Annotated in this window: 12 protein-coding genes and 1 pseudogene; 8 read left to right on the forward strand and 5 right to left on the reverse strand. The window is 74.2% G+C overall.

What is annotated here, in order from left to right:
• Positions 1-245: 245 nt before the first annotated feature.
• On the forward strand, positions 246-1208 hold the full coding sequence (locus tag ACFWBW_RS39975) for an ADP-ribosylglycohydrolase family protein (protein WP_385384237.1): 963 nt from the start codon (positions 246-248) through the stop codon (positions 1206-1208).
• Between the two features lie 63 nt (positions 1209-1271).
• Here ACFWBW_RS39975 and ACFWBW_RS39980 read toward each other — a convergent pair whose 3' ends face one another.
• Positions 1272-2090 carry a glutamate racemase gene (locus tag ACFWBW_RS39980; RefSeq protein WP_385384240.1) on the reverse strand — a complete coding sequence of 273 codons (819 nt, stop codon included), beginning with the start codon at positions 2088-2090 and terminating at the stop codon, positions 1272-1274.
• A 309-nt stretch (positions 2091-2399) separates the two neighbouring features.
• On the opposite strand from ACFWBW_RS39980, the gene ACFWBW_RS39985 reads away from it, so the two are divergent.
• The 5 genes from ACFWBW_RS39985 to ACFWBW_RS40005 all read left to right on the forward strand — a co-directional run bounded on the left by ACFWBW_RS39985 (position 2400) and on the right by ACFWBW_RS40005 (position 8807).
• Positions 2400-3569, forward strand: a complete 1170-nt coding sequence (locus ACFWBW_RS39985; protein WP_385384244.1) for a glycosyltransferase — start codon at positions 2400-2402, stop codon at positions 3567-3569.
• Positions 3570-3826: 257 nt separating this feature from the next.
• Positions 3827-4408, forward strand: a complete 582-nt coding sequence (locus tag ACFWBW_RS39990; RefSeq protein WP_385384247.1) for a DUF6643 family protein — start codon at positions 3827-3829, stop codon at positions 4406-4408.
• Positions 4409-4480: 72 nt separating this feature from the next.
• Positions 4481-5305, forward strand: coding sequence for an MOSC domain-containing protein (locus tag ACFWBW_RS39995; protein WP_385384250.1), 825 nt, complete (start codon positions 4481-4483; stop codon positions 5303-5305).
• Positions 5306-5568: 263 nt separating this feature from the next.
• Complete coding sequence (locus ACFWBW_RS40000) at positions 5569-6180, forward strand: hypothetical protein (RefSeq protein WP_385384254.1); 612 nt, start codon at positions 5569-5571, stop codon at positions 6178-6180.
• A 137-nt stretch (positions 6181-6317) separates the two neighbouring features.
• Entirely contained in the window at positions 6318-8807 is a 2490-nt protein-coding gene (locus ACFWBW_RS40005) for a right-handed parallel beta-helix repeat-containing protein (protein WP_385384258.1), read from the forward strand.
• On the opposite strand, the gene ACFWBW_RS40010 is transcribed toward ACFWBW_RS40005, so the two are convergent.
• Positions 8780-9358: a GNAT family N-acetyltransferase gene (locus tag ACFWBW_RS40010; RefSeq protein WP_385384261.1), complete on the reverse strand. Its 579-nt coding sequence runs from the start codon at positions 9356-9358 to the stop codon at positions 8780-8782. The two genes, ACFWBW_RS40005 and ACFWBW_RS40010, sit on opposite strands and share 28 nt — an antisense overlap.
• Positions 9359-9550: 192 nt before the next feature.
• Between ACFWBW_RS40010 and ACFWBW_RS40015 the strand changes: the two are divergent.
• Positions 9551-10015, forward strand: a pseudogene (locus tag ACFWBW_RS40015) (SRPBCC family protein); the annotation flags it as partial.
• A gap of 127 nt (positions 10016-10142) precedes the next feature.
• On the opposite strand, the gene ACFWBW_RS40020 reads toward ACFWBW_RS40015, so the two are convergent.
• The gene (locus ACFWBW_RS40020) at positions 10143-10805 is read right to left on the reverse strand and encodes a hypothetical protein (RefSeq protein WP_385384264.1); all 663 of its coding nucleotides are present in this window, start codon (positions 10803-10805) and stop codon (positions 10143-10145) included.
• A 76-nt stretch (positions 10806-10881) separates the two neighbouring features.
• Positions 10882-12009: a PLP-dependent cysteine synthase family protein gene (locus ACFWBW_RS40025; protein ID WP_385384267.1), complete on the reverse strand. Its 1128-nt coding sequence runs from the start codon at positions 12007-12009 to the stop codon at positions 10882-10884.
• A 238-nt stretch (positions 12010-12247) separates the two neighbouring features.
• Between ACFWBW_RS40025 and ACFWBW_RS40030 the strand changes: the two genes are divergently transcribed.
• Positions 12248-12868 carry an ATP-binding protein gene (locus ACFWBW_RS40030; RefSeq protein ID WP_385384270.1) on the forward strand — a complete coding sequence of 207 codons (621 nt, stop codon included), beginning with the start codon at positions 12248-12250 and terminating at the stop codon, positions 12866-12868.
• A gap of 132 nt (positions 12869-13000) precedes the next feature.
• Here ACFWBW_RS40030 and ACFWBW_RS40035 read toward each other — a convergent pair whose 3' ends face one another.
• On the reverse strand, positions 13001-14464 hold the full coding sequence (locus ACFWBW_RS40035; RefSeq protein WP_385384273.1) for an ROK family protein: 1464 nt from the start codon (positions 14462-14464) through the stop codon (positions 13001-13003).
• Positions 14465-14607 lie beyond the last annotated feature (143 nt).

Below are 14607 nucleotides of genomic sequence, written 5' to 3' on the forward strand. Positions count from 1 at the left end.
AATGGGTTCCTAGACAGCTCCCACCACACCGGAGGTCTTCGCCATGTTCAAGACCTAACCAGTGTCAACAACGCTCGTGATCAATACACCTAGCCGGAACGTCCCCGACCAGGACGGGCCAGGCCTGGCCTCGGCCCCCTGACGGGCGCCCCGGATACCCTGGCCGCGGCCGGGCTTCTCGACTTGGACGCCTTCACGCTCGGGGTGCCGAACCGCGTGTGCCCCGTACCCCGGGAGGAGACATCGTGACCACGCGGATCGACCGTGCAGTCGGAACCGTGCTCGGCTCGGCGGCCGGGGACGCGCTCGGCGCGCCCTACGAGTTCGGCCCCGCCGGGCAGTTGACCGTCCGCGGCGAGGAGATGTGCGGGGGCGGCGGCTGGGATCCGGGCGAGGCCACCGACGACACGCAGATGGCGGTACTGGTCGGGGAGTCCCTGCTGGATCGCGGCGGGCTCGAACTCCCCGACGTCTTCGGCCGGTTCCGGCAATGGGCGGCCGGAGATCCCAAGGACATCGGGCTGCAGACGGAGATCGTGCTGACGAGCGGCGATCCCTGGGACCTGGCCGCCGCCCTGCACTTCCAGACCAACGCCCGGGCAGCGGGCAACGGTTCCCTGATGCGCGCCTCGACCTCGGCGGTGTACTTCGCCCCCTCCGGGCAGGGGCCGACCATGGAGGCGGCCCGGCGGATCGCCGCGCTCACCCACGGGGACCGGGCCGCCTGGGAAGGCACGGCCGTCCTGCACGACCTCGTACGCGTGGCCCTGGACGGCGGCGACCCGCTCTCCGCGCTCCCCGCGACGCTGGCGCGGGTGCACCCGAACCACCGCGAGCGGTACGCGGGAGTCCTCGCCCCGGACTGGCATCCGGACCTGGCCACCGAGTTCAACGGGGCGGTGTGGCCCTGCCTGGGCTCGGCGGTGTGGGCACTGCGCACCACGACGGGCTTCGGGGACGCAGTACGGGCCGCCGTCGACCTGGGCGGCGACACCGACACGGTGGCGGCGGTCACGGGCGCCCTGGCCGGGGCGCGGTACGGCGCGGCGGCGGTCCCGAAGGCCTGGACGGCCCGGCTGCACGTACCGCTGCCGGGCTTCGGGGACCGGGTCCTGGACGCGGCCGGCCTACGGGAACTGGCCCGGCGCCTCGCGGAGGCCGGAGCGGGCGCGGCGGCGGCTCCGGGGCAGTGGGAGACCGGACGCTGACCGGCTCGGACGCGGCTCCTCCGGGGGAACTGGCCCCGGAGGAGCGGACCGCACCCTCGGGGGTCAGCCCTGGACGGAGCCGGTGACGGCTTCCCCGACGGCTGCGCTGCGCCCGGCCAGCAGGCGGCCTTCGGCGTACCCGAGGGCGGCCTCGGGCAGCGTGCCGGGGCGGCCGCTGAGCAGGACGGTCAGGCCGCCGGTGTACGGCAGGCCCGGCTCCGGGCGGGCACCGAGCCGGCGCAGAGCCTGGCCGGCGACGGCCTCGGCGGAGCCGTGGAAGACGTACGCGCCGCCGCCGGTGCGCCGGTCGAGCGCGGCCCGGATGAGGTCCTCGACCAGCTCGTAGTGGGTACAGCCGAGCACCACGTCGGTGACGTCGGCCGGGGTCAGCGCGGCAGCCGCGGCGACGGCCCGTACGACGGCCGCCTCGTCGGCGGCGTCGGCGGCGTCTGCCAGCCCCGGGCACGGCACCTCGGTGACGCGCGCCCCGCCGGCGAAGTCGCGGATCAGGCCGCGCTGGTAGGGGCTGCCGGTGGTGGCGGGGGTGGCCCAGATGGCCACGCGCCCTCCGGCGGCCGCGGCGGGCTTGATCGCCGGCACGGTCCCGATGACCGGGATCCCGGGCTCCAGCGCGGCGCGCAGCGCGGGCAGTGCGTGTACGGAAGCGGTGTTGCAGGCGACGATCAGCGCGTCCGGCCGGTGCGCGGCGGCGGCCCGCGCGACGGCGAGGGCCCGGCCGGTGAGGTCCTGCGGGGTCCTCGGACCCCAGGGCATCCCGTCGGGGTCGCAGGACAGCACCAGCTCGGCGTCCGGCCGGAGCCGGCGCATCGCGGCGGCCGCCGCGAGGAGGCCAATACCGGAGTCCATCAGGGCGATCTTCACTTGGTCACCTTAATCGATCCCCCCGCCCCGCCCGGGGCGACGGGACCGCCACGACCTCCGCGACGCCACCCCGCACGCGGCCGCGAAGGGGCTCCCACCCGCCCGACCCGGCACCCGGCACCCGGCACCCGACGGTGAAGCGCCCCCGGGGCCGGCCTCGTCCCCGCCCCGCGCCCCGGGGTGCCGCGGCACCCACCACCAGGCGTCAGCGGCACCACGCACCCGGCCCGGCTGCGCCGGCCCAACCCGGGCCGCCGAACCCCGGTGTCCCGCCACCTCCGGGGGTGCCCGTCCCGGCACACTGCCGGGATGGATTACCTCCTCGTCGCCGCGTGCGCCTCGCTCGTCGTCTGGCTCTGGCTCACCCTCGGGCAAGGCATGTTCTGGCGGACCGATGCGCGCCTCCCGCCCCGGCACGCCCCGGCCCGCTGGCCGTCCGTCGCGATCGTGGTCCCGGCCCGGGACGAGGCCGAGGTGCTGCCGCGCAGCCTGCCCACACTGCTCGCGCAGGACTATCCCGGCGAGGCCGAGGTCATCCTGGTCGACGACGGCAGTACGGACGGCACGGCCGCCCTCGCCCGGCGGCTCTCCGACGCCCGGCCCGGCGGGCTGCCCCTGACGGTCCTCTCCCCCGGCGAACCCGCGGCCGGGTGGACGGGGAAGCTCTGGGCGCTCCGGCACGGCATCGCCCACGCCCGCTCCGGCCCCTCCCCCGACTACCTCCTCCTCACCGACGCCGACATCGCCCACGAACCGGACAGCCTGCGCGAGCTGGTCTGCGCCGCGACGGCGGCCGACCTCGACCTGGTCTCCCAGATGGCCCGGCTGCGCGCCGTCAGCGTCTGGGAGCGGCTGATCGTCCCGGCCTTCGTGTACTTCTTCGCCCAGCTCTACCCCTTCCGCTGGATCAACCGCCCCGCCGCCCGCACCGCGGCCGCCGCCGGCGGGTGCGTCCTGCTGCGCACCGAGGCGGCCGTGCGGGCCGGGGTCCCGGAGTCGATCCGGCAGGCCGTCATCGACGACGTCTCGCTCGCCCGGGCGGTCCAGCGCTCCGGCGGGCGGATCTGGCTCGGACTGGCGGAGCGGGTGGACAGCGTGCGCCCGTACGCCTCCCTCGCGGACCTGTGGCGGATGGTCTCGCGCAGCGCCTACGCACAACTGCGCCACCGCCCCGCGCTCCTGGCGGGGACGGTGGCCGGACTGGCCCTCGTCTACCTCGTGCCGCCGGCCGCGCTCCTCGCCGGCCTCGCCGCCGGCCGGCCCGCCGTCGCCTGGGCCGGCGGCCTGGCCTGGCTGCTGATGACCTGCACCTACCTGCCGATGCTGCGCTACTACCGCCAGCCGGCGGTCCTCGCGCCGCTCCTCCCGCTCACCGCGCTGCTGTACCTCCTGATGACCGTCGACTCGGCCGTGCAGCACTACCGCGGACGCGGGGCGGCGTGGAAGGGACGTACCTATGCCCGCCCCGGCGACGCCTGAAACCGGACTCCACTCTTCAACTTCACGTCGTCCGAGGTCAGTGGCTTATGACGCTTCGTCAGCACAAGGCGGGCGCACGATCCGTGCAACACCCAACCGGTGAGTACGAGTAGGAGCAAGATGGGGCGGAAGTGGCCAAATCGTGCACGTGAACGTGAAGTGAAACCTGTGGCCCTGACCTGCGAATATGCAGGTCAGGGCGGTGTTGACGACACCTCGCTATGGACCCGGTGAAGTCGTGGGCTTAACTTAGGTCCATGACCTCCCCCCGCTCCACTTATGGCGGCGGTTACTACTCCGCGCCCTCCTTCCCGGACACCCCCATTTACGACTCCCTCGTCGCCGAACGCGGGACCCCGCAGATCGCCCCCATCCGGGTCCCCGCCGCCTACGACTCGCCGAGTGCCGGCTACTCGAGCGGTGGGTACCTCCCGGCCCTCGCGTCCGCGCTCCCCGCCCTGCCGGCAGCGCTGCCGCCCGCCCGCCCGCAACAACAGCAGGCCCCGGCGTACGGGTACCCGTACCAGCAGCAGGCCGCGCCCCAGCAGATGCCGCACATGCAGCAGATGCCCCCGATGCCGCAGCCCATGTCGATGCCGATGCCGCTCCAGCAGGCGCCGGTGCCGTACGTCCCGCAGCAGCAGCAGTTCGCGGCCCGCACGGGTTACGTTCCGCAGCCCCAGCCGCAGCAGCCCCGCCCGGCCGCCGCGAGCACCGGGTACGAGGCGATGCGCCCGGCCGCGCCCCGTCCGATGCAGGCACAGCCCGCGCCCGTCCCGACCCCCTCGTTCGAGGACCCGTACGGACGTCCGTACCAGCCGCAGGGACGCGGTTACTGACCGCCGCGCCCGGCCGGCCCTCTCCGACGAGGTAGCTGCGGAGTCCGCGAGAGTGGCTGGCAGTATTTCCCCATGGTGAAACTGCGTGTCCAGGCGCTCCACGTCCATCCCGTCAAATCGGTGGCGGGGACGGCACCCGACGAGGTGGCCGTGGAGCCCTGGGGTCTGTCCGGCGACCGCCGATGGGCGGTGGTGGACGGGGAGGGCACGGTCATCACCCAACGCCAGCAGCCCAGGCTGGCCTTGGCGCGGGCCCGTCCGCTGGAGGGCGGCGGGTTCGAGGTCTCGGCGCCGGGCATGGCGGATCTGACGGTGGAGGTCCCGGGGCGGGGTCCGCTGGAGCCGGTGGTGCTCTTCGGCAAGAAGGTCGAAACCGTGGTGGCGGCGCAGGCCGCCGCCGACTGGTTCACCGCGTACCTGGGCGTACCGGCGTACCTGGTGCACCTGGACGACCCGGCCGTACGGCGGCCGGTGGATCCCCAGTACGCGCTGCCCGGCGAGACCGTGAGCCTCGCCGACGGCTATCCGCTGCTGATCACCACCCTCGCCTCCCTGGACGCGCTCAACGCGCTGATCGCCCAGGGGAACCATCCGGGCGAGGGCCCTCTCCCGATGAACCGGTTCCGCCCGAACGTGGTGGTGTCCGGAGCCGAGGCGTGGGCCGAGGACGGCTGGGAGCGCGTCGCGATCGGCGACGCCGTCTTCCGCGGGGCGCGCGAGTGCGGACGCTGTGTCGTGACGACCACCGACCAGACAACGGCACGGCGGGGCAAGGAACCGCTCCAGACCCTGGCCAGGCACCGGCGCATCGGGAAGTCCCTGGCCTTCGGGCGGCTGCTGGTGCCGGTGCGGCTGGGGACGCTGCGGGTCGGCGACGAGGTGCGCGTCCTGGCATGAGCGCCTCCGCGGCAACGGCGCTTCCACCAGGGAGCCGGAGCCGCCTCCGGAGGGCCGGTGGGACCATCCGGATTGACACCTTCGAGGGGCTCTGGCGTCACTCTGGAACCAACCCCCACCGCCTGCCCGTTGGAGCATGCGGGACGTGCGCACCGGATGGGGTGACACACGTCTCGCACGTCCCGGAATGCGGGTGGCCGGGGCATGCGGGAGGCTGGGACGGCAGGTAGGCGCAGACTGGCACAAGTAGGGGGAGCCGGACCGTGCGGACAGCAATGGGAGTGTGGCGCTGGCGGCGCAATCCGCTGCGCCGCCAGACGGATCTATTCGAGGCCTGGGTGGCCTTCGCGGCGCTGCTGTGCGTCCTGTTGGTGGCTCCGGCCGTCGGCTGGGCGGCCGGTCTGCGGGTGGACGGCACGCTGCAGCGGGCCGCTCGTGAACAGCGGGTCGAGCGTCATCTCGTACCGGCGGTGGTGGTCCGGCCGACACCGGATCCGGTCCTCGGCGCGGCAGCCGATCCGGCGGCGCAGCGCCAGACCCCGCAGCGCACGCAGATCGTCGCGTCGTGGACGGCGCCCGACGGCACCAACCACCAGGGCACGGTGCCGGCCGCGGAGGAACCGCCGCGTGCCGGCGACCGGTTCCGGATATGGACCGATGCGCACGGCCGCCTGGTCGGACAGCCCCTCGATCCCTCCTCCGCCAGTTTCCACGCGGGCGTTGCGGGGCTCGCGGCGGCCCTGGGCATTGCCGCGCTGGTGGAGACGCTGCGCCGCCTGGTCGTACGAAGGCTCATGCATCGGCGGTACATCCGGCTGGACCGCGCGTGGGCCGCGGCGGGACCGGACTGGGGCCGGGCGGGCGCGGGCAGCTGACCTGGCAACTCACCGGCCCCGCGCGCGCTACGGTGGAGCGCCGGAGCGGACGGTTCGGGCCCGCGGACGATCCGCGGGCAGACACGACGATCAGCAGGCAGACACACGGAACACGAGGGTGGGGGCACGACAGCACCATGGCTCAGGGCACGGTCCAGGTGACGCACGGCGGTTCCTCGCGGTGGCGTCGCCGCTCCGGTGATTATCCGACGCTGACCGCCGCGCTGGCAGCGGCGGGCGACGGCGACGTCCTGTCCATCGCGCCCGGCACCTACCGGGAGAATCTGGTGCTGCACCACGCCGTGACCCTGCGCGGTCCGGAGGGCTCACTGGGTTCGGTGCGGATCGCACCGCTCGACGGGGTCGCGCTGACCGTCCGCGCGTCGGCCGTCATCCAGGACCTGCACCTGGAGGGCCAGGACCCCACGGCGCCCGCGCTGCTCGTCGAGGACGGCTCCCCCGAGCTCACCGACGTGCGGGTGAGCACCCGCTCGGCGGTCGGCATCGAGGTCCGCGGGAGCGGCGCCCGGCCCCTGGTCCGGCGCTGCACGGTGGAGAATTCCGCCGGGATCGGCATCGCCGTACTGGACGGCGGTGGCGGGGTGTTCGCCGACTGCGAGGTCGTGGCCGCCGGCCAGACCGGGGTCTCCGTGCGCGGCGGTGGCCGCCCCCGGCTGGAGCGCTGCCGGATCCACCACGCCACGGGCGCCGGGATCGCCGTGACCGGCGACGGCTCGGGCCTGGAGGCGCTGGGCTGCGAGGTCTACGAGATCAAGGGTGCCGGCGTGCAGATCGCCGCGCGGGCCACGGCCGTGCTCACCGACTGCGCCGTCCACCGCACCTCGGCCGACGGGGTCACCCTCGACACGGACGCCGTGCTCACGCTCGCCGGCTGCGACATCCACGACATCCCGGAGAACGCGGTGGACCTGCGCTCGCGCTCCGTGCTCACGCTCAGCCGCACCACCGTCCGCCGCTTCGGCCGCAACGGCCTGTCCGTGTGGGATCCGGGTACCCGCGTCGTCGCCGACTCCTGCGAGATCCACGACAGCACCGGCGACTACCCGGCCGTCTGGATCAGCGACGGGGCCGGGGTCTCGCTGGACTCCTGCCGCGTGCACGACGTACCGGACGCCCTGTTCGTACTGGACCGGGGTTCCCGGGTGGACGTCGTGGACAGCGACATCTCCCAAGTGCGCAACACCGCCGTCTCGGTGAGCGACGGGGCGACGGCCCAGCTGGACGACTGCCGGATCCGGGAGGCGGCCACGGGGGCCTGGTTCCGCGACCACGGCAGCGGCGGCACGCTCGCCAACTGCACCATCGACTCCGTCCAGACCGGCGTGATCGTCACCAAGGGCGCGGATCCCACGCTGGAGCGGTGCACGGTCAGCTCCCCCGCCGAAGCCGGGTTCTACGTGTCGGCGGGCGGGCGCGGCACCTTCACGGCGTGCCGGGTCACGGGAAGCGCGGGCTTCGGCTTCCACGTCATCGACGGCTGCCGGACCTCCCTGCACCGCTGCCACACCGAGCGCTGCGCGCGCGGGGGCTACGAGTTCGCGGAGGACGGCCCGGCCGCCGAGGACTGCACGAGCGACGAGTCCGGGCCGCGCCTCGCCGCCCGGTCCGCGTCCGGCGCGGGCGCCGGCTCGGGTGCGGGCGCCGGCTCGGGTGCGGGGGTGGCGGCGGCCGGGGAGCGTACGGGGATCCGTACGGTGTCGGCCGCGCCGAACCCCGTGGCGGCGGGCACGGCCGAGCGGGTGCCGGCCCAGCGGCCGGCCGACGAGACGGACTCCGGCACGGCCGGGCAGGCCGCGGCCCGCGGTTCGGCCGAGGTACTGGGGCACCTCGACGCGCTCGTCGGGCTCGACAGCGTCAAACGCGAGGTCCGCGCGCTGACCGACATGATCGAGGTGGGCCGGCGCCGGCAACTGGCGGGGCTCAAGGCCGCCTCGGTCCGCCGCCACCTGGTCTTCACCGGCTCCCCCGGCACGGGCAAGACCACGGTGGCCCGGCTGTACGGGGAGATCCTGGCCTCCCTCGGGGTGCTGGAGCGCGGCCACCTCGTCGAGGTGTCCCGGGTCGACCTGGTCGGCGAGCACATCGGGTCCACCGCGATCCGCACCCAGGAGGCCTTCGACCGGGCGCGCGGCGGGGTGCTGTTCATCGACGAGGCCTACGCGCTGGCGCCCGAGGACTCGGGCCGCGACTTCGGGCGCGAGGCGATCGACACGCTGGTGAAGCTGATGGAGGACCACCGGGACGCGGTGGTGGTGATCGTCGCCGGATACACGGCGGAGATGGACCGCTTCCTCACCGTGAACCCGGGAGTGGCCTCCCGTTTCTCCCGGACCATCACCTTCGGGGACTACGGGCCGCAGGAGCTGCTGCGGATCGTGGAGCAGCAGGCCGAGGAGCACGAGTACCTGCTCGGCGAGAAGACCTCCGACGCCCTGCTGACGTACTTCACCGACCTGCCCAAGGGGCCCGCCTTCGGCAACGGCCGCACCGCGCGCCAGACCTTCGAGTCGATGGTCGAGCGGCACGCGGGGCGGGTCGCGCAGCTGTCGGAGCCGAGCAAGGACGATCTCACCCTGCTCTACCCGGCGGACCTTCCGGAGCTCTGACCGGACACCGCCCCGCTCCAGGGGCGGCCGACCGGGCCGAGGAGGTCCCGGCGCATGCACACCCGGGGCCACCGGTCGAGCCCGTGGACGGCCTCGCGGTCGCGGATGTCCCGCAGGCCGGGGCCGAGTCCGCTCTCGTCCAGGGTCCGGAAGCCGCACCGGGCGTAGTACGGGGCGTTCCACGGTACGCCGGTGAAGGTCGTGAGGGTCAGGGCGGGGGCTCCCTCCGCCCGGGCCCGCTCCGCGAGGTGTTCCAGCAGGGATCGTCCGATGCGGCGGTGGGCGCGGTCCGGGTGCACCGACACCTGCTCGATGTGGAGGTTCCCGTCGACCCGGTCGGCGAGGAGGTAGCCGACGGGGTGCCCCGTACCGGCGCCCTCGGCCGCGACCCAGGCCAGTCCGGCCCGCTGGTAGCCGAGTAGTTCCTCCAGCGGAAGCGGTTCGTCGTCGGCGATCTCCGGCATGCCGATGGTCCGGAAGCATTCCCCGGCGGCCCGCTCGATGTCCTGCAGGAGGGACAGCTCGTCGATGTGCGCTGCTCTGATAAGCATGTACGGCATTGTCCCGGGAGGGACCCGGTCCGCGAAACGGGTTCGCCACCGCGTCGGCCACCACGCGTCGGCCGCCACACGTCGGCCAACCCCTCGGCGGACAACCCCGCGGGCGGACAACTGACGGACCGACAGCTAAGGTGACAGCCCGCCGGCTGCCGCCGCCGTCCGCCGAACCGAGGGAGTGCCGCCATGGCCCGCCGACTCCGCCCCGTAGGACTGGACTTCATCGAGGTCGCCCCCACCCGCCTGGTCTTCGCCGGCCGGACCACGGCTGCTCCGGAGGACGTGTACCGGGCGCTGGCCGAGGAGGTCGAGGGCTGGCCGCGCTGGTTCCGAGCCGTGACCCTGGCCCGGCCCACCCACGGGGGCGCCGGGCGCGAGGTCAAACTGGCGGGCGGGGTCCGGTTCCAGGAGACGATCATGGCCGCGGATCCGGAGCGGCGCTACGCGTACCGGGTCGACGAGACCAACGCCCCCGGCATACGGGCCCTGCTGGAGGAGTGGCGCCTCTCCCCCTCCGGGTCCGGCACCCACGTCCAGTGGACCTTCGCGGCGGACGGCCCGGCCCCCGTCCGCTTCGCCCTCACCGCCGCCCGCCCCGGACTCGGGCACTCGTTCCGCTCCGCGGTCCGCGCGCTGGACCTGCGACTGGCGGCGCGGGGGCGCCGGGCGGACCAGAGGGATCAGGCCGAACAGACGGATCCGAAAGGTCAGCCGGGGCAGCCGGGCCAGCCCGGACAGCCCGGACAGCCCGGTCAGTAAGAGCCGTCCGGCCCACGATTCAGACCGCGGGGTGCCGCACCGCCAGGTCCCCGTAGCCGCCCGCCGACCAGACCCGGGTCCGGAACTCCTGCAGGGTCAGGGCCCGTTCGCCCGCGAAGTGGACCATGCCGCAGCGGCCGCAGTACCAGCCGTCCGCCCAGACGCGGTCGGCGGCCACCCGGCCCGGTTCGGTCCGGCGGCGCCAGGTCCGTACGGTCCGGCCCGACAGGGCGATGAGGAGGGCGCCCAGGAGCAGCAGGGCCGCACCGATCCAGGCGAGATAGGTGGCGGGCTGGTCGACCGCGAAGGGGCCGGCGCCGTCGGTCCCGTAGAGCCGTGGGGTCGTGCCGTTCTCGAACCACTTCCCCGCGATCGCACCCCAGACGAAGGCGCCGATCGAGGCGAGGACGAGCGTCACCCCGATACAGCCCGCGGCGCCGCCGTCCGGCTCCTCAGGGGCGACCGCGAGGGCCTTGGCCAGCGCCGAGTTCTCCTCGCGGATCGTGACGCTGTCGTCCTCGCCGCCGCCGCGCTCCACCCGCATGCTGGCCTTGGCCCGCAGGTACACGGCTGACACGCCGAGCACCCGGTCCTCCCGGCCGCACCGGGGACAGGCCAACGACTCCTCGCCGCCGCCACCTTGGCCCGGTGCACCCGTACCGCCGCCCGCGAACTCCGCCATGGCTCCCCCACCCCGCGCCGTACCCAAAAGTCAGCACAGCGTAGCCATCGGACCCGCCACCGGCGAGGGAAACGATTCAGCTGACGGGCTCGCTCCACACACCGGTCGCCAGCATGGTGTCGAGCGTCCGCGCGTACGGGGCGATGTCGAGCCCCTGCTCCGCCAGCCACGCGTCGGAGTAGTACTTGTCCAGGTAGCGCTCGCCCCCGTCGCACAGGAGGGTCACGACGCTGCCCGTGCGGCCCTCCGCCACCATCTCCGAGATGATCTTCAGCGCGCTCCACACACCGGTACCGGTGGAACCGCCCGCCTTGCGGCCGATCGCCATCTCCAGCGCTCGGCACGCCGCGACGCTCGCGGCGTCCGGAACCCGCATCATCCGGTCGATGGCGCCGGGGACGAAGCTCGGCTCCATCCGGGGCCGGCCGATGCCCTCGATGCGCGAGCCGCAATCGCTGGTCGCGTGCGGGTCGCCCTGCGTCCAGCCGTCGAAGAAACAGGAGTTCTCCGGGTCCGGGACGCAGATGCGGGTGTCGTGCTGCATGTAGTGCACGTAGCGGGCGATCGTCGCGGAGGTGCCGCCGGTACCGGCCGTGGCCACGATCCAGGCGGGCTCGGGGTAACGCTCCAACCGCAGCTGCTGGTACATCGATTCGGCGATGTTGTTGTTGCCGCGCCAGTCGGTCGCCCGCTCCGCGTACGTGAACTGGTCCATGTAGTGGCCGCCGGTGCGGGCGGCGAGCTCGGCCGACTCCTCGTACATCTTCATCGAGTCGTCGACGAAGTGGCATTCGCCGCCGTGGAACTCGATGAGCCGGCACTTCTCGGGGCTCGTCGTACGCGGCATGACGGCGATGAACGGGACGCCGATCAGTTTGGCGAAGTAGGCCTCCGAGACGGCGGTGGAACCGGACGAGGCCTCGATGACCGGGCGGCCGGGCCGGATCCAGCCGTTGCAGAGGGCGTAGAGGAACAGGGAGCGGGCGAGGCGGTGCTTGAGGGACCCCGTCGGGTGGGTGGACTCGTCCTTGAGGTACAGGTCGATGCCCCAGGCCTCCGGGAGGGGGAAGCGCAGCAGGTGCGTGTCGGCGGAGCGGTTCGCGTCCGCCTGCACCTTGCGGACGGCCTCTTTCAGCCACGCACGGTAGTCCGCGTCGCTGCGGTCGACGTCGATGGTCGTGGCGGTCGTACCGGTGGTGCTCATGCGCCGTGCTCCTTCGTACTTCCCGATGTCCCGAGTGCTCGGCGGGCCCGGCGCCACTTCGCCTTTCGCCGCCCGCTCTCGCAATGTACCCCCCTCACCTGCACAAACAGTCACTTTGGGTATCCATGCGGATCCCTTTCGATCGCGTTCGGTTGCACACAGGCCCACAGTGGGTGACCCTGGGGAGGCGTCACCGAGGGTGCAGCACCCGTAACACTGATGTCGGGGAGTCGCAGCCGTGATCAGTCATTCCCGCAGGCACTGCGTCGTCGAACTGCAGGCCCTGCCCTTGCGGATCGGACAGATCCGCCGAATCGTTTCGGCGCAACTGCGCCACTGGCAGCTCGATCCGCTCATAGACCGGGCGGCGCTCGGCGTGACGGAGCTGCTCAGCAACGTCCACCGCCATGCGCAGCCGGACAAGACCTGCACGGTCGAGATCGAGCTCCGCCTCGGCCGGCTGACCGTCTCCGTCTACGACAGCGACCCCCGCCTCCCGATGCTGCGGGATTCCGGGGCCGCCGAGGCTGCGGAGGCCGCCCGCCCCGCGGGCATCCCCCCGCTCGACGCCCTGGAGACCTCCGGACGCGGGCTCGCGCTCGTGGAGGCGCTCAGCGAGGCGTGGGGGGCCCGGCAGCAGGAAGACTGCGCGGGCAAGGTGGTGTGGTTCTCCCTGCGCGCCGCCCCCGGCCCCGCCGCACCGGAACGCCACCCGGTGCTCCTGGCCGAGAAGCCGGTGCTGCCGCGCGAGAAGAAGGCCGTACGGGACCCCGCGCCGGCCCCGCCCGTCGCCGCACCCGCCGAGCCGGTCTCCGCCGGCCTGTCGGTGACCGCCTCGGCCGGAGTCCGGCCCGGGTAGCCTCCGGCCCGCCGCAGCCGCCCGGAGGGGCGTCGAGTGCCGCGACGCGGTCGACCTTTCCCACCACCACGGAACAGGGCCGTCTCTTTCGGATCTTGCCGGATCCCGGGCCCGCGCGCGACGGCCCGGCCGTCAGGCCGCCGCGCCCAGGGTCCCGAGGGGGTCGTCCAGCACCGGCTGCCACGCCAGCTCGGCGGCGCCGACCAGGCTGTTGTGGTCGAGCGTGCACGGCAGGATCGGCACGCCGCCGCTGCGCCCCCACAGGCTGCGGTCCGCGACCACCGCGCGCAGCCGCTCGGGGTCGGCGTACAGCAGCTCGCGGTGGAGTCCGCCCAGGATGATCCGGTCCGGATTCAGGATGTTGACCAGGCCTGCGAGGCCCAGGCCGAGCCGGTCGATGAGCTCCTCGGTGGCCGCCCGTACCCCGGGGTCCGCGGCCTCCTCGCGCAGCAGGTCGCGGGCCTGCTGGAGCAGGGACACCTCGGGGCCCGGGGTGCGCCCGGCGGCGGTGAGGAAGGCCAGCGGGTCGGCCTCGACGTCGAGGCAGCCGCGGCTGCCGCAGTGGCAGGCGCGCCCCTCCGGGTTCACGGTGAGGTGGCCGACCTCCAGGGCCAGGCCCGAACTCCCGCTGTGCAGACGGCCGTCCAGGACAAGCGCCCCGCCGACCCCGCGGTGCCCGGTGGCCACGCACAAGAGGTGCTGCGCGCTGCGGCCGGCGCCGTGGCGGTGCTCGGCGAGCGCGGCGAGGTTCACGTCGTTGCCGGTCAGCGCCGGGCCGTCGATGCCGGCCTCCTTCACGCAGGCGGCGAAGATGGCCCGGACGGGGGAACCGGCCGGCCAGGCCAGGTGCAGCGGGTTCAGCGCCGTACCCTCCGGCTCCGCGACCGCCGAGGGCACCGCGAGGCCGGCGCCGATGCAGCGGCGGCCCGTCTGCGCGAGCAGCGCGGCCCCGGCTTCGACGACCGCGCCGAGCACCTGCGCGGGGTCGGCCGACACCGGGACCCGGCCGGGGGCAGTGGCGACGATCCGGCCGCCGAGGCCGACCAGGGCGGCCCGGAACCCGTCCGAGTGCACCTGTGCCGCCAGGGCCACCGGGCCGTTCTCGTCCACGGAGAGCCGGTGCGAGGGACGGCCCTGGGTTCCGCCGGCCCCGCCGGGTCGGGAGTCCACGCGGATCAGGCCGAGCGCCTCCAGCTCTGCGGCGACGGCGCCGGCGGTGGCCCGGGTGACACCTAGCTCGGCGGTCAGGACGGCGCGGGTCGGGGCCCGGCCGGTGTGGACGAGCTCCAGCGCCGGCCCGAGCGCACCGCGGCCCCGCTCCAGCTTGGTCCGCGCGGAGCCGGCTGATGCCGCAGTGGCGGCCGCCGATGCCGACGCAGCGGAGGCTGACGCCGCGGACGTCGCAGCCGCAGACGTCGCGGAGGCCTCGGGCGCCGTCGGCGCGACGGAGGCTCCGGCCCTGTCGGACCCCTCGGCCCTGTCGGACCCCTCGGCCGTGCCGGTCCCTTCGGTACCGTCCGTCCCAGTGGTCCCGTCCGTCCCAGCGGACACCGTGGTCACATCCCCCACCCGCCGCGGGGCCCCGTTGCCGTTCATGACAGCGATCCTCGCATGATCGGAGGGCCGGGGGCGCCGCCCGCTAGTGCTGTGACCGGGAAGGTCCACCGGGTCGCGACGCCCGGCACGGCACCTCGCCGCGTTGTCGGACCACGGAAGTACGTCCAGTACGAGCCGTGGCC

The organism is Streptomyces sp. NPDC059957 (assembly GCF_042730015.1).
GTDB lineage: Bacteria > Actinomycetota > Actinomycetes > Streptomycetales > Streptomycetaceae > Streptomyces.